The following is a 14,040-nucleotide window of genomic DNA, read 5'->3' on the forward strand; positions in this document are numbered from 1 at the left end:
GAAGGAGTTCTGCAGACCGGCTGATCGAGCCAGGGCTCCGGATCTGGAAAACTGGGGCCGTGGCATCCGTGAATCCGCCGCGCGGCATGCGCGACTTCCTCCCCGCCGACAAGGCCCGCCGCGAGCGCGTGCTCGCCGTCATCCGCGACCGCTACCGTGCGCACGGCTTCGACGAGATCGAGACGCCCGTCGTCGAGGACTACGAGCGCCTGCACGCCGGCATCGGCGGCGACAACGAGAAGCTCGCGTTCAACATCCTCAGACGCGGCCTCGACGCTGACGCGATCGCCGCGGCCGCGACCGATCCTGCGGTTCTCACCGACCTCGGTCTGCGCTACGACCTCACGGTGCCGCTCGCGCGCTTCTACGCGACCAACCGCGGGCAGCTCCCGGGCGTGTTCCGCTCGATCCAGATCGCTCCCGTGTGGCGCGCGGAGCGCCCGCAGAAGGGGCGCTACCGCCAGTTCGTGCAGTGCGACATCGACATCATCGGCGACGCGTCCTCGCGCGCCGAGGCCGAGCTGATCGCCGCGACGCTCGACACGATCGACGCGCTGGGCCTTCAGGGCGGCAGCGTCCGCATCAACGACCGCCGGGCCCTGGACTGGATGCTCGACAGCTTCGGCTTCACGCTCGACGAGCGCCCAGGCGTGCTCATCACGATCGACAAGCTCGACAAGATCGGCGCCGCCGGGGTCGTCGCCGAACTGCGCGAGCGCGTGAGCCCAGCCGCGGTCGACGCCCTCGAGACGTTCCTGGATCGCCCCGCCGACGATGTCGCGCTCTTCGGCGAGTCCCAGATCCGCGCGGCGCTGCCGGCCGGTGCCCCCGACGACGTCGTGGCGCACCTGGTCGGAGTCGGCGCGGCGGTCGCCGCGGCGCGCGGCACGACCGAGGTTCCGCTCGCGTTCGACTCGTTCCTCGTGCGCGGAATGGGCTACTACACCGGCACGATCTTCGAGCTCGCGCACCCGTCGGTGTCGTACTCGCTCGGCGGCGGGGGCCGCTACGACGGCATGATCGGCCGATTCCTCGGGCAGGACGTGCCCGCGGTCGGCTTCTCGATCGGCTTCGAGCGCATCGTCGAGCTGCTCGAAGACCGGGCGGATGCCGCATCCGACGCCGTCGTCGTCGTGCACGATCGCGACGTGCCGCTCTCCGAGCTGCTGGCTCTCAAGGCGCGCCTGGTCGCCACGGGCGCCCGCGTGCGCCTCGAGCAGCGGACCAAGAACCTCAAGGCGCTGCTGGAGCGCGCCGCATCCGACGGCTACACGTCGTTCGCGACGGTGTCTGCGGACTCGGCCGGCGACGATCTCGAGCTCAAGCCGCTGTCGTAGCGCGCCCTCAGCCCTGCGCGGCGGTCGCGATCAGCAGGATCGTGAGCGTCGCGACGGCGAGGGCGACCATGAGCGGCCAGATGAACCTGACGTACTTGTCGTAGCGCACGGCGGCGATCGCGAGACCGCCCATGAGCACGCCGTTGGTCGGCGTCACGATGCCCATCCAGCGCGCGCCGGTGTTCCACGTCGTGATCATGAGCGGCCGCGTGACGTCGGCGAAGTCCGACAGCGGCGCCAGCAGCGGCATCGCGAGCGCCGCGTGTCCTGACGACGACGGCACGATGATCGCCAGCCCCGCGTTGATCACCCAGACCAGCGCCGTGAACCCGAGGTTCGAGGCGTCGGCGACGGCCTGCTCCATCGCGTGCAGGATCGTGTCGATCGTCTGCGAATTGTTGAGGATCACGGTCACGCCGCGCGCGAGCATGACGACCAGCGCGGGGCCGATGAAGTCGCCCGATCCCTTCGTGAACGCCGTGGCGATGCCCTTCTCGCCGAGGCCGCCGACGAGGCCGACGACGATCGTCCCGACGATGAACAGGGCGATCAGTTCGGGGAACCACCAGCCGAGCTCCCACGCGAACGGCGCGTCCCATTCGCCGGGGAGCACGCTCGCCCACGGGATGACGGCGAAGATCATCAAGAGGAAGACGATCGCCGTCACGACCAGCACCCACACCTGCCGCCGGGTGAGCTTGTCCACTTCTTCGGCGGCTTCGGCGGGCGACGTCTCGGGGAGGATCGAGGTCGCGGGGTTCTTCTTGACCCGGCGCGCGTACCACAGCACGTACGCCACCGTGATGCCCGTGAGCACGAACCACAGCACGAGCCGCAGCCCGATGCCCTCGCCGATCGAGACGTCCGCCTCGCCCGATGCGACGCCGATCGAGAACGGGTTCACGGTGGAGGCCATCGCCCCCACGGCGGACGACACGAAGACGGCGCCGAGCACGACCAGCCGGTCGTACCCGAGGGCGAGGGCGAGCGGGATGATGAGCGCGTAGAAGCCGAGCGTCTCATCGGCCCACCCCATCGTGCTTCCCAGCAGCGAGAACAGCACGATGATCGCCGAGATCATGAGCCAGCCGCGTTCGCGCATCGAGTGCGCCAGCCGCGCGATGCCGCGGTCCATCGCGCCCGTCGCGAAGACCGCCGTCATGAACGAGCCGATCGCCAGGATGAACAGGAACACGCCCGCCGCGCCGAACAGGAAACCCTGCCCGAACGGCGCGATGAACCCCGTTTCGGCGTTCTGCAGGCCGTAGAGGCCGTTGACCGGAGCGATGAGCAGGTCCACGAGCCGCTCGAAGAAGCTCTGCTGGGCTTCGATCTGCGTGTACGTGCCGACGATGGGGGAGCCGGACTCGTCGCGCTCGTACGTGCCGGAGGGGATGAAGAACGCCGCGATCCACACCAGCAGCAGGACCAGGCCCAGGATCGTCAGGGCCGAGGGGAACGAGAACGGCTTTCGCGGCTTGCTGCCCGTGTCGGGGGCGACCGTGGTCGCGGCGCTCACCGGAGGCTCCCGGGTGCGGCGTGGCCGAGCCGTGCCAGCAGCAGCGTCTCGGCGACGACGGTCCGCTCGAACTCGTCGATCAGGACGCGCTCGTTGGGCGCGTGGATCGCGCTGAACCCGTCGGACGTGCCGAACAGCAGCACCTCGGCGTCGGGCACGGCCCGCGCGAGGGCGCTGACGATCGGGATCGAGCCGCCGACGGCGTTGGTCGAGGGCGGTGTGCCGTAGGCGTCGGCGAGGGCGCCCTCGGCGAGGCGGTAGATCGGGCCGCCGGTGGGCACCGAGACGCCGTCGCCGATGTCTCCGGCAACGACGGTCAGTGAGACGCCGAACGGATGCTGCGCCTCAAGGTGCGCGACGACGGCGGCCTGTGCTTCGGCGGCGCTCTGCCACGGCGAGACGCGCACGTCGAGGCGCGCTCGCGCCGTGGCGGCGACCGCGTTGACGGCCTTGTCGACGCTCGGCACGTCGATGCCGGTCACGGTGATCGCCGGGCCGCTCCAGATGCGGCTGCCGAGGCTGCCGGTGCCCTGGAGCGGGACGCCGGGGAGCACCTGGGCGAGGGCGCGGAACTCGTCGTCGGAGTAGCCTGCGCCGGTCCACTCCTCGCGCCGAAGCCCCGGCACGGCGACGTCGCCGTGCTCGTCGTGCAGGCTCGCGAGCGCGTGGATGAGCACGACGAGCGCGTCGGGCGCTGCTGCGCCGAACTGCCCGGAGTGCTTGGGACTCTCGAGAGTCGAGACCGCGACGGTCACGGCCGCCGAGCCGCGCAGCGCAACGGTCAGGGTGGGGTCTCCGGGCCGGATGTTGCCGACGTCGGCGATCACCATGGCGTCGCACGCGAAGACGTCGGGATGGTCGAGCGGGTAGAAGTCGAAGGCGCTGCCGGCCTCCTCCTGACCCTCGAACACGACGAGCAGGTTGACCGGGAGGCTCCCGCGGAACGCACGGAGCGCGCCGATGTGGGCGAGTAGGTTCGACTTCGAGTCGGACGCGCCGCGGCCGAAGATCGCGCCGTCGACCTCGGTGGCCTCGAACGGGGGCGTGCGCCACGCCTCGACGTCGTCGGCGGGAACCACGTCGTAGTGGCAGTACAGCAGCACGGTGGGAAGGGCGTCGTCCACGTGCACGCGCCCGATGATCGCGGGGGAGGTGTCGGGCAGGTCGAGCCGTTCGATGTCGGCGACGCCGGCGTCGCGCAGGAGCGCTTCGACCTTGTCGGCGGCCTCGTGCACGGGCTCGGGCGGGTAGCCGGGGAACGCGACCGAAGGGATGCCGATGAGGGCGGCGAGGTCGTCGCGCAGACGAGGGAAGTCCTCTCGCACGCGGGCGACCAGATCGGATTCGGAAACGCTCATGTGGACTCCTGCAGTTCGAAGCGGGCGCCGGCGGTCTCGATCGCAGCCGTCCGCGCGGCGGTGCGGCTGCGAGGCCGAGCCTAGTGAGCGCATGCGCGCGGGTACAGGGTGGGTGCCGATGGGCCGACCCCGTCGACGGATGCCCCGCCCCGACGCATCCGATCGCCCGCGCTTCACCGGCGCGACGGCTGCCGTTCACCCGGTGCTTGTGTCATGGCGGCATGACCCGTTCGCGTGACGCGGTGTCGATGCCGCTCGTCGTCGGAGTGCTCGGCCTCGGTCTGGGCGCCGGACTCGTGGTGGTCGGCGGCCGGGTGATGCTGTCGCGGCAGGCGGCGCTCGCGCGGCGCCGCATCGGCAAGCCGCTGGGCGAGAACGCCCTCGACGCCGACCGCATCTGGCGGCGGGGCAACGAGGGCGACCCGGTCGAACTGCTCGTGCTGGGCGACTCGATCGCTGCGGGGCTCGGCGCGCAGCGGCGCAAGGACACCCTCGGCGCACGCATCGCGAAGGGTCTCGCGCGCCGCACGCGCCGCCCCGTGCGCCTGCGCACCGCGGCGGTGGTCGGCGCGGAGTCCTCGGTGCTCGAGGCGCAGCTCGACGGCCTGCCGGACGACTACCGCCCCGAGGTCGCCGTCGTGGTGACGGGCGGCAACGACGTCACCCATCGCGTGCCCGTCGCGACCTCGGTCCGGCATCTCGAGGCGGCGATCCGGCGGCTGCGCGCGCGAGGCGCCGGCGTCGTGGTGGGCACGTGCCCCGACTTGGGTGCGCTGCGCCCGGTGCCGCAGCCGCTGCGCACGCTCGGGTCGCGCCTGTCGCGTCAGCTCGCCGACGCGCAGGCGGAGGCGGCTGAGCGTGCCGGTGCCCGGGCGGTGTCGCTGCGGCACGCCGTGGGACCGTTCTTCGTGACGCAGCCCGACGAGATGTTCAGCCTCGACAGGTTCCACCCGAGCGCGCTCGGCTATCGCCGCACGGCCGAGGCGCTCCTTCCGGCGGTCGTCGGCGCCCTCGAAGAGCGCGCGGCCGTCAGCCGGCGCTGACCGACGCCGCCCACTCCGCGACGCGCGCTGCGCTCTCCTCCTCGGAGAGGTCCTCGACGCGGCACTTGATCGACCAGCGCACGCCGAACGGGTCGCGGATGCTCGCGAACCGGTCGCCCGAGACGAAGGTCGAGGGCTGCTCGCGCACGGTCGCGCCCGCGGCGACCGCGCGGGCGGTGACGGCGTCGGCGTCGGCGACATAGATGCCGATCGAATAGCAGTCGTCGTCGCCCTCGGGCGCCGGGACGAGCCCGTAGTCGGCGACCGGCTCGCCGATCTGCAGCAGACCCAGACCGAAGTCGAGCCCCGCGTGCACGACGACGCCGTCGAACTCTGTCACGTCGACGACCCGCGCGCCGAACACGTCGCGGTAGAACTCCAGCGCCGCCTTCGCCCCGCGGATCGCGAGGAAGGGCGTGAGGGTCGTGGCCACGTTCGGTCGGCCGTCGGTGGTGTGCAGGCCGGTCGCGCCGGCTGTCGTGTCTGCGGTCATGTCCACAGCATGCGCGAGAGCGGATGCCGCGGTCTTGCAGATTCGCGACAGGTGGGCGTCGGCGCCCCGCGCTAGCGTGACGGGGTGCTGTACCCCGAGCGACTGCCGCGCTTCACGCGCGTGCCGGCGCCGGTCGAGGCATCCGCTCTTCTGGAATGGGTCTGGATCCCGCAGTGGGATCTGCCGGCAGGCGCGCAGTCGCGTCAGCCGGTGCTGGCGTACCCGGCGGCCAATATCGTGGTCGACGCCGACGGCGTGACCCTGTGGGGCGCGACGACCCGCGTGTCCGAACGCGTGCTGCGGGGGAGCGGCTGGGCGGTCGGCGCACTGCTGCGGCCGGCGGCGCTGGCGTGCCTGTCCGATGCGCCGGGCGCGCTCGTCGACGCGCACGCCGTGCTCGATGACGAGCCGACGGGCGGACTGCACCGCGCGGTCGTGGCGGCGATGCCCGACGTGCAGGCGGCGGCCGACGTGGTCGCGGGGTGGCTCGAGCGGGTCGTCGGCCCGGTGACCGCCGAGGCGCGGCTGGCGAACGACATGGCCGAGCTGCTGATGACGGATGCCGGCATCCTGGGTGTCGACGACGCCGCCGAGCGCCTGCGCGTGTCGGTGCGCACGCTGCAGCGCCTCGCGCACCGCATGGTCGGCGTGTCGCCCGCCGCGATGATCCGGCGCCGGAGGCTGCAGGAGGCCGCGCAGCGGGTGCGCGACGAGCCCGGCACGTCGCTTGCCGCGATCGCCGCGAACCTCGGCTATGCCGACCAGGCGCACCTGGCGAACGACTTCCGCACCGTGCTCGGGATCACCGCGACCGACTATCGCGCGGCGCGGTGAGCGGCTCCCGTGTCAGGCTGCCGACGACTCGGTCACGCGCCGCTTCTCGCGCACGTAGACCTCGCGCCGCACGCGCGCGACCACGTCGCCCGAGGCATCCGTGATGTCGGTCTCGAACCACTCGAGCACCTTCGCACCGCCCTTCGCGCGCTCGCGCAGCTCTTCGGCCTTCTCTTGCGACACCTCGAAGTGCGCCGTCAGCACGCCGCGCCCGGGCTTGACGAATTCGATCTCGCCGCGGGTGTCCCACACGACGTGGTCGCGGCCGAGCTGGTGCATGACGAGCATGAAGAAGTAGGGGTCCGTCATCGCCGACATCGAACCGCCGAACGCCGTCTTGACGTAGTTGCGCGTGAAGACGTTGACGTGCAGCTCGACGGTGGCGCTCGTCCAGTCGTCGGCGAATCTCTTGACGCGGATGCCGCTGAAGAGGTTCGGGATCCACAGGCTCATGCCGAGGGCGAGGCGTCGGGGGGTCATGCGCATCCCGACAGTGTGCCGCAGCCCGCGGCGCGTGCGGGCATCGGCTGTCGTGAATCGACAACGCGCGGCCGGGGTTCGCGTGCGGGAGTCGGATCCCTCTGCAAGGCCATTCCTAATTGTTCTATTTGCGCTAGAATAAGTGCGTGCTGCTGACCGTCGATCCCACGAGCGAGGTGCCGCTGTTCGCACAGCTCGCCGCCGCGGTGCGCGCAGAGGCCGCAGCGGGCCGCATCCACGCCGGCGACCGCCTGCCGGCCGCGCGCGAGGTCGCCGCGGGACTCGCCGTCAACGTGCACACCGTGCTGCGCGCCTACCAGGATCTCCGCGACGAGGGACTGGTCGACCTGCGCCGCGGCCGCGGAGCGGTGCTCACCGCGCAGGCGGCGACGCTCGAAGACCTGCGCACCGACATCGACGGCCTCGTCGCGCGGGCGCGCGCGGCAGGCATCCACCCCGACGCCCTCGCCGCCCTCGTGAAGGAGATCGCCCGTGACCGCTGAACCGATGACCCCCGTCGTGCCCGACGACGTCGAGCCCCGCCGCGTCGCGTGGCCCGCCGTCGTGGTGTTCGTGGTGATCGCGTGCGGGCTGGCGTGGCTCGTCGCCCTGCCGCTCTGGCTCGGCGACGGGCTCGCTCAGCCGCTGGCGGGGCTGCTTCTCCCTCTCATGATGCTGACGCCCGCGATCGCCGCGGTGATCACGGTGTTCGCGTTCCGCGTGCCGCGCGCACACCGCCTGCGGTTCCTCGGCATGTGGCCGCTGCGCCCGACGGGCCGCTTCCTGCTCTTCCTGGCGCTCGGCCTGGGGCTGCCGATCCTCGTCATGGTGGCGACGATCGCGCTCGCGGCGGCGTTCGGACTCGTCTCGCTCGACCTCGTGGGGTTCTCGGGCTTCGCCGATCAGCTCGCCGCGGCCGCTCCCGCCGGAACGCCGCTCCCGCCGGTCGAGGTGATCGTCGCGCTCCAGCTCGCGATGATCCCCGTGGGCGCCATCGTGAACAGCGTGCTCGCGTTCGGCGAGGAGCTCGGCTGGCGCGGCTGGCTGCAGACCGCGCTGCTGCCGCTTGGCACGTGGCCGGCGCTGCTGGTCACGGGAGCGATCTGGGGCTTGTGGCACGCGCCGATCATCCTGCTCGGCTACAACTTCGCGCGGCCCGACGTCACAGGGGTGCTCTTCATGGTCGGCGGATGCCTCGTCTGGGGCGTCCTCCTCGGCTGGCTGCGGCTTCGCAGCACGTCGATCTGGCCCGCGGTTCTCGCGCACGGGTCGCTCAACGCGGTCGGCGGGCTGGTGCTCGTCCTCGTCGCCTCCGGCGTCACCCCCGACCTGGCGATCGTCGGACCGCTCGGCGTCGTCGCGTGGGTCGTCGTCGCGGCGGTCGTGGGCGTGATCGTGCTGCTGCGCCAGTTCCGTGCCGGGGCGCCGGCGGCGGCATCCGGTGCTGTCTCGGCCACGGCCGCCGAGCCTGCACCGGCGCCGGAAGGGGGCACGCGATGACGCGCCCGGCCGACCTCGTGGTGCGGCGGTTCGTGCTCGTCGCGCTGTGGGCGCCGGCGGTGCTCGTGGCCGTGGGCGTCGCGATCCAGCTCGCGCTGCTGCCCTTCGCGCCGTCGACGATCGCGGTGCACTGGAACGCGGCCGGCACGGCTGACGGCTTCGCGCCGGCGTGGGTGCAGCCGCTCGGGACCATCGCCGTCGGCTTCGGCCTTCCCGCGCTCATCGCGCTGACGACCCTCCCCGGCCTGCGCCGCGGCGAGCGCGGGCCGACGTACCGGGTGCTGGGCGCGACCTCGGCCGCGGTCGCGGCCCTCGGGACGGTCATGTTCACCTGGACCTTCGCGATGCAGGCCGGCCTCGACACCGCGGCAAACGCGCCCACGGTGTGGGCCGCGCTGGTCGCATCGTTCGCCGCAGGCGCGCTGGCGGGCGTGGGTGCGTGGTTCGTGCAGCCGGCACAGGATGCCCCGGCCGAAGCCGCCGAGCCGGCGACGGCGCTTGCCCTGCCAGACGGGGCCCGGGCGCTGTGGCTGCGCTCGAGCGCGACGAGGCCGGGGGCGGCGGTCGGCGTCCTCACCGGGGTGCTCGCCCTCTCGACCGCCGCAGCGGTGTCGTGGATCGGCGGAGCGCCCGCGGCGCTCGCGTGGCTGCTGACCGGCGTCGCGCTCGCACTCGTGGTCTTGGCCGCCACCACGCTCGCGTTCCACGTTCGCGTCGACGCCAGCGGGCTGCGCGTGGACTCGGTGCTCGGAGCGCCGAGATTCCACGTGCCGCTGGAGGACGTCGCGTCGGTGGCATGCGCGCACGTGAACCCGATGGGCGAGTTCGGGGGGTGGGGCCTGCGGCTGGGCGCCGGCAGGCGATTCGGTGTCGTGCTGCGCGCCGGTGAGGCGATCGAGGTCGTCCGCCGCAGCGGAAAGCGGTTCGTGGTGACCGTCGACGACGCCCGCACCGGCGCCGCGCTGCTGGCGGCGCTCGTGGAGCGGCGCGCCGTGGGCGCTTGACGCGCGGGGTGGCGCGGGTCACGCTGGCGGTGTGAACGAGCCCACCCCGGATGCCTGGCGCCGCGTCGACGCCTACTTCTCCGAGACGCTGGTCGGACACGACCCCGCCCTCGAGGCCGCCGTCGCCGACCAGACCGCCGCGGGGCTGCCGGCGATCGAGGTCGCGCCGGTCAACGGCAAGCTCCTGCACCTGCTCGCACGGATGAGCGGTGCGCGTCGCGTGCTCGAGATCGGCACGCTCGGGGCCTATTCGACGATCTGGCTCGCGCGCGGCATCCCGGACACAGGCACGGTCGTGACGATCGAGGCCGAGCCGCGCAATGCCGCAGTCGCCAAGGCGAACCTCGACCGGGCCGGCGTGGGTGAGAAGGTCGAGATCCTGCTCGGGCGCGCCGCGGACGTGCTGCCCACGCTCGCCGGAGGTGAGCCGTTCGATCTCGTGTTCATCGACGCGGACAAGGAATCCAACACGATCTACCTCGACTGGGCCGCGCGCCTCGGGCGCCCCGGCACGGTCGTCGTCGTCGACAACGTCGGCCGCGGGGGAGAGGTCGCCAACCCCGCGACGACCGCCTCCAACGTGATCGGCACCCAGCGCGGGCTCGAGATGCTGGCGCGTGATCCGCGGTTCGACGCGACGGCGCTGCAGACGCTCGACGCGAAGGGCTGGGACGGCGTGGCGATCGCGCTCGTCACGGGCTGACGTCGCTTGCGGCGCCGCTGCGCGAACCTGCCGAGGCGGTCAGCCGTGTGACATCCGGCGCATCGGTCAGCTCGCGCGCCACCGCCCACAGCGCCGCCGCGGTGTCGGGGCCGCGGCGCGCGCTGCGCGGAATGCCCACGCGCTTGGTCGGGCCGGTGAGCCCGCCGCGCGGCCCGTAGTACGCACCCGAGACGGCGGCGGGGTCGGCCGCGGCGAACAGCAGCGGCTCGGCGCCCTGCTCCACGGCCTGCGACGGCAGCAGCGTGCGACGGATCGGCTCGCGCTGCGCGTCGGCCGCACGGCCGAGGTTCGCGCCCGCCGTCTGCAGGTTCGTGCGGGTGTAGCCGGGGTGGGCGATCGTGCTCACGAGCGGCCAGCCGTGCTCGCGAGCAAGAGAGGCGAGGTGCATCCCCATCAGGAGGTTGCCGAGCTTCGACTGGCCGTAGGCCGACCACTTGCGGTACGTGCGGCGCCACTGCAGGTCATCGAAGTGGATGCGTCCGCGGCTGGCGACGCCGCTCGACATGGTCGCCACGCGGGGCGCATCCGCCTCGAGCAGGCGCGGCAGCAGGAGGCTCGTGAGCAGGAAGGGCCCGAGGAAGTTCGTGCCGAACTGCAGTTCGAAGCCGTCGGCGGTCTCCAGGCGGCGGGGCGGGACCATGACCCCGGCGTTGTTCACGAGCGTGTCCAGCGGCGCGCCCGACTCGAGAATCGTCGCGGCGAAGGCGCGCACGCTGGCGAGGTCGGCGAGGTCCAGACGGCGCACCTCGACCTCTGCGCCGGGGTGCGCGGCGAGGATCGCGGCCTTCGCCTGATCGCCCTTCTCCAGCGAGCGCACGGCCAGGATGACGGATGCGCCGGCGCCGGCGAGCCGGCCGGCGGCCTCTCGGCCGGTTCCGCTGTTGGCGCCGGTGACGACGATCCGGCGTCCTGTCTGCGTGGGTACCCGATACATGCGCCCTCCAGGGCTAGAATAAAAGATCGATGGTCTCTTGACCATAACAGACCATCGGTCTGTTCTCAAGGAGGTGCGGATGTCCGGGTCGTTCCAGCGCGCTCGCAGCGCCGAGCAGCGCGAGCTCCGTCGCAGCGCGATCCTCGCCGCGGCACGAGAGCTGCTCGACGAGCGACGCGTCGCCGACGTCAGCCTGAACGAGCTCGCGCGCCGCGCGGGACTGGCCAAGTCGAACGTCCTGCGATACTTCGAGTCGCGCGAGGCGGTGCTGCTCGAGATCTACGACCAGGAGTTCGGGGCGTGGCTGGACGCGCTCGAGCCGGCGATGGGCGCCGTTGAGACGGACGACATCGAGGCCATCGCCGGTGCCCTCGCCCGCACGGTCGCCGCGCGCCCGCTGTTGTGCGAGCTCAGCGCGAGCGCCCCGGGCGTGCTCGAGCACAACCTCTCGGCCGCCGTCGCGGTCGCATACAAGCTGGCGGCCAGCGCGCACGCGGTGCGGCTCGGGCGGATCGTCGCGTCGCGCATCGAGCTCACCCCCGCCGCCCGGCTGGGCCTGGCCGCGGCTGCGAATCTCGGCATCGGCGGCACGTGGGCGGCCACCCGTCCCTCGGCGGGGATGGCCGCCGCGTACGACCTGCATCCGGCGCTGCGCATCTACCGCTTCGGCTTCGAGCCCAGCCTGCGCGAGTACTTCGCGACGGTCCTCACGGGGCTGCGGCAGCGCGAGCCGCGCGTCGGCGTCGACGCCGACGGGCTCGACGAGATCGCGCGCGCGATCGGCGCCGCCGGCGACGGATGACGCCGATGACGACGACCCCTCGCCAAGCGTTGCGCGATCACTAGACTCATGACCGGACCGACGGCGCTCCGCAGAACCACCCTCCACGAAACAAGGAGTCCCCTGTGGCACTTATCGAGGCAGTCAACGCGCGCGAGATCCTGGATTCGCGCGGCAACCCGACCGTCGAAGTCGAGGTGCTCCTCGATGACGGCATCGTGCAGAGGGCGGCGGTGCCCTCCGGCGCGTCGACCGGCGCCTTCGAGGCGTACGAGTTGCGCGACGGCGACAAGGGCCGCTACGGCGGCAAAGGCGTGCAGAAGGCGGTGGCCGCGGTCATCGACGAGCTCGGCCCCGCGATCGAGGGCGTGGACGCCACCGAGCAGCGCATCATCGACGAGATCCTGATCGAGGCCGACGGCACCGACAACAAGGGGCGCACCGGAGCCAACGCGATCCTCGGCATCTCGCTCGCGGTCGCCAAAGCCGCCGCCGACAGCGCCGACCTGCCGCTGTTCCGCTACGTCGGCGGCCCGAACGCGCACGTGCTCCCGGTGCCGCTGTTCAACGTCATCAACGGCGGCGAGCACGCCGACAACGGCATCGACTTCCAGGAGTTCTTCCTCGCGCCCTACGGCGCCGAGACGTTCTCCGAGGCGCTGCGCTGGGGCACCGAGGTGTACCACGTCCTGCGCGGCGAACTGAAGGCGGCCGGCTACGCCACCGGCCTCGGCGACGAGGGCGGCTTCGCCCCGGACCTGCCGAGCAACCGCGAAGGTCTCGACTTCCTCATCAAGGCGATCGAGAAGGCCGGCTTCACGCCCGGCAGCGACATCGGCGTCGGACTGGACGTTGCGGCATCCGAGTTCTACGACAACGGCGTCTACCACGTCGAGGGCAAGGACTGGTCGCCGTCCGAGCTCATCTCGTACTTCGACAAGCTGGTCGCGGACTTCCCGATCGTCACGATCGAGGACGCCCTCGACGAAGACGACTGGGACAACTGGAAGGCCCTCACCGACGACCTCGGCAAGAAGGTCCAGCTCGTCGGCGACGACCTGTTCGTCACCAACCCGGAGCGCCTGCGCAAGGGCATCGAGCTGGGCGTGGCGAACTCGTTGCTGGTCAAGGTGAACCAGATCGGCACGCTGTCCGAGACGCTCGACGCAGTCGACCTGGCACACCGCTCCGGCTACACGACGATGTTCTCGCACCGCTCGGGCGAGACCGAGGACACCACGATCGCCGACCTCGTCGTCGCGGTGAACTCAGGTCAGATCAAGAGCGGCGCGCCCGCGCGCAGCGAGCGCGTCGCGAAATACAATCAGCTTCTGCGTATCGAGGAAGAACTCGGCGACGCGGCGGAGTTCATCGGCCGCGCGGCCTTCCCCCGTTTCAAGGGGTGACCTCGAGACGCCCGCGCACGCGGGCCACTCGATCGCAGGCCTGAGAGAGTGACGAGAGGGGGAGACGTGGTCAAGAACGCGGCTCCCCCTTCTCGTGCCCCCCGGCCTCGGCGCGCCCCGGTCGATGTGCGCGGCTGGTTGGGCGGCATCCGCCTGTCGGGGTTCATGGTGATCATGCTCGGCCTCGTCGTGATGGCCGCGTTCGTGCTCGTCCCCACGGTCGGGATGTACGTCGACCAGCGGCAGAGGGTCGCCGCGATGCAGCACGCCGTGCAGGTGAGCAGCGAAGAGGTCGCACAGCTCGAAGCGCAGCGCGACAGGTTCGACGACCCCGCGTACATCACGACACAGGCGCGCGAGCGGCTCTACTACGTCCGTCCCGGCGAGGTGCTCTACCTCGTCGACAACGATCTGCCCGATGACCTGATCCCTCGCGAGCAGCAGACGGTCAGCGAGGACGTCGAGGTCACCCGCGTCGACTGGATGGGCCAGTTCGTGCGCACCCTGACCGAGGCGGGCATTGCCCAGACCGTCACGCCGATCACGATCGGCGTGCCCGACGCCCCCGACCAGGAGACGTCGCCCACAGCCGGATGAACCCCCTCGACGCCTCGCGTTCAGCACGGG

Annotated in this window: 15 protein-coding genes; 10 read left to right on the top strand and 5 right to left on the bottom strand. The window is 71.9% G+C overall.

The window, feature by feature from the left end:
* Positions 1-86: 86 nt before the first annotated feature.
* Positions 87-1,337, top strand: coding sequence for a histidine--tRNA ligase (gene hisS, locus AB1K54_RS03705; protein WP_371201474.1), 1,251 nt, complete (start codon positions 87-89; stop codon positions 1,335-1,337).
* 7 nt (positions 1,338-1,344) lie between these two features.
* Here hisS and AB1K54_RS03710 read toward each other — a convergent pair whose 3' ends face one another.
* A complete protein-coding gene (locus AB1K54_RS03710; RefSeq protein WP_371201358.1) occupies positions 1,345-2,856 on the bottom strand; it encodes a YfcC family protein in 1,512 nt (503 codons plus the stop codon).
* Entirely contained in the window at positions 2,853-4,214 is a 1,362-nt protein-coding gene (locus tag AB1K54_RS03715; protein ID WP_371201359.1) for a M20/M25/M40 family metallo-hydrolase, read from the bottom strand. Before AB1K54_RS03715 ends, AB1K54_RS03710 begins: the two co-directional genes overlap by 4 nt.
* Positions 4,215-4,435: 221 nt before the next feature.
* Between AB1K54_RS03715 and AB1K54_RS03720 the strand changes: the two genes are divergently transcribed.
* Positions 4,436-5,257, top strand: a complete 822-nt coding sequence (locus tag AB1K54_RS03720; protein ID WP_371201360.1) for an SGNH/GDSL hydrolase family protein — start codon at positions 4,436-4,438, stop codon at positions 5,255-5,257.
* Here AB1K54_RS03720 and AB1K54_RS03725 read toward each other — a convergent pair.
* Positions 5,244-5,750 carry a VOC family protein gene (locus AB1K54_RS03725; RefSeq protein ID WP_371201361.1) on the bottom strand — a complete coding sequence of 169 codons (507 nt, stop codon included), beginning with the start codon at positions 5,748-5,750 and terminating at the stop codon, positions 5,244-5,246. The genes AB1K54_RS03720 and AB1K54_RS03725 overlap by 14 nt on opposite strands.
* A gap of 84 nt (positions 5,751-5,834) precedes the next feature.
* Between AB1K54_RS03725 and AB1K54_RS03730 the strand changes: the two genes are divergently transcribed.
* Positions 5,835-6,584, top strand: a complete 750-nt coding sequence (locus tag AB1K54_RS03730; RefSeq protein WP_371201362.1) for a helix-turn-helix domain-containing protein — start codon at positions 5,835-5,837, stop codon at positions 6,582-6,584.
* Between the two features lie 12 nt (positions 6,585-6,596).
* On the opposite strand, the gene AB1K54_RS03735 is transcribed toward AB1K54_RS03730, so the two are convergent.
* Positions 6,597-7,070, bottom strand: coding sequence for a DUF4442 domain-containing protein (locus tag AB1K54_RS03735; RefSeq protein ID WP_371201363.1), 474 nt, complete (start codon positions 7,068-7,070; stop codon positions 6,597-6,599).
* 140 nt (positions 7,071-7,210) lie between these two features.
* Between AB1K54_RS03735 and AB1K54_RS03740 the strand changes: the two genes are divergently transcribed.
* The 4 genes from AB1K54_RS03740 to AB1K54_RS03755 are packed head-to-tail and all read left to right on the top strand — an operon-like array spanning position 7,211 to position 10,271.
* Positions 7,211-7,567: a GntR family transcriptional regulator gene (locus tag AB1K54_RS03740; protein WP_371201364.1), complete on the top strand. Its 357-nt coding sequence runs from the start codon at positions 7,211-7,213 to the stop codon at positions 7,565-7,567.
* Complete coding sequence (locus AB1K54_RS03745) at positions 7,557-8,564, top strand: lysostaphin resistance A-like protein (RefSeq protein WP_371201365.1); 1,008 nt, start codon at positions 7,557-7,559, stop codon at positions 8,562-8,564. The genes AB1K54_RS03740 and AB1K54_RS03745 overlap by 11 nt, the downstream gene beginning before the upstream one ends.
* Entirely contained in the window at positions 8,561-9,568 is a 1,008-nt protein-coding gene (locus AB1K54_RS03750; RefSeq protein WP_371201366.1) for a DUF1648 domain-containing protein, read from the top strand. Before AB1K54_RS03745 ends, AB1K54_RS03750 begins: the two co-directional genes overlap by 4 nt.
* A gap of 31 nt (positions 9,569-9,599) precedes the next feature.
* A complete protein-coding gene (locus AB1K54_RS03755) occupies positions 9,600-10,271 on the top strand; it encodes an O-methyltransferase (protein WP_371201367.1) in 672 nt (223 codons plus the stop codon).
* Here AB1K54_RS03755 and AB1K54_RS03760 read toward each other — a convergent pair.
* A complete protein-coding gene (locus AB1K54_RS03760) occupies positions 10,261-11,226 on the bottom strand; it encodes an SDR family oxidoreductase (protein ID WP_371201368.1) in 966 nt (321 codons plus the stop codon). The two genes, AB1K54_RS03755 and AB1K54_RS03760, sit on opposite strands and share 11 nt — an antisense overlap.
* A gap of 79 nt (positions 11,227-11,305) precedes the next feature.
* Between AB1K54_RS03760 and AB1K54_RS03765 the strand changes: the two genes are divergently transcribed.
* The 3 genes from AB1K54_RS03765 to AB1K54_RS03775 all read left to right on the top strand — a co-directional run bounded on the left by AB1K54_RS03765 (position 11,306) and on the right by AB1K54_RS03775 (position 14,010).
* Positions 11,306-12,028 (top strand): TetR/AcrR family transcriptional regulator, encoded by a 723-nt coding sequence (locus AB1K54_RS03765; RefSeq protein WP_371201369.1) that lies wholly within the window; start codon positions 11,306-11,308, stop codon positions 12,026-12,028.
* A gap of 104 nt (positions 12,029-12,132) precedes the next feature.
* A complete protein-coding gene (gene eno, locus AB1K54_RS03770) occupies positions 12,133-13,413 on the top strand; it encodes a phosphopyruvate hydratase (RefSeq protein WP_371201370.1) in 1,281 nt (426 codons plus the stop codon).
* A gap of 66 nt (positions 13,414-13,479) precedes the next feature.
* On the top strand, positions 13,480-14,010 hold the full coding sequence (locus AB1K54_RS03775; RefSeq protein WP_371201371.1) for a septum formation initiator family protein: 531 nt from the start codon (positions 13,480-13,482) through the stop codon (positions 14,008-14,010).
* Positions 14,011-14,040 lie beyond the last annotated feature (30 nt).

It is taken from the genome of Microbacterium sp. BWT-B31 (genome assembly GCF_041379855.1).
GTDB lineage: Bacteria > Actinomycetota > Actinomycetes > Actinomycetales > Microbacteriaceae > Microbacterium.

Bases quoted from the DNA above. Each gene is read 5' to 3' on its own strand.
- hisS (WP_371201474.1), top strand. From the start codon at position 87: ATGCGCGACTTCCTCCCCGCCGACAAGGCCCGCCGCGAGCGCGTGCTC.
- AB1K54_RS03715 (WP_371201359.1), bottom strand. From the start codon at position 4,214: ATGAGCGTTTCCGAATCCGATCTGGTCGCCCGCGTGCGAGAGGACTTC.
- AB1K54_RS03735 (WP_371201363.1), bottom strand. From the start codon at position 7,070: ATGCGCATGACCCCCCGACGCCTCGCCCTCGGCATGAGCCTGTGGATC.
- AB1K54_RS03750 (WP_371201366.1), top strand. From the start codon at position 8,561: ATGACGCGCCCGGCCGACCTCGTGGTGCGGCGGTTCGTGCTCGTCGCG.
- AB1K54_RS03725 (WP_371201361.1), bottom strand. From the start codon at position 5,750: ATGACCGCAGACACGACAGCCGGCGCGACCGGCCTGCACACCACCGAC.
- AB1K54_RS03760 (WP_371201368.1), bottom strand. From the start codon at position 11,226: ATGTATCGGGTACCCACGCAGACAGGACGCCGGATCGTCGTCACCGGC.
- AB1K54_RS03720 (WP_371201360.1), top strand. From the start codon at position 4,436: ATGACCCGTTCGCGTGACGCGGTGTCGATGCCGCTCGTCGTCGGAGTG.
- AB1K54_RS03765 (WP_371201369.1), top strand. From the start codon at position 11,306: ATGTCCGGGTCGTTCCAGCGCGCTCGCAGCGCCGAGCAGCGCGAGCTC.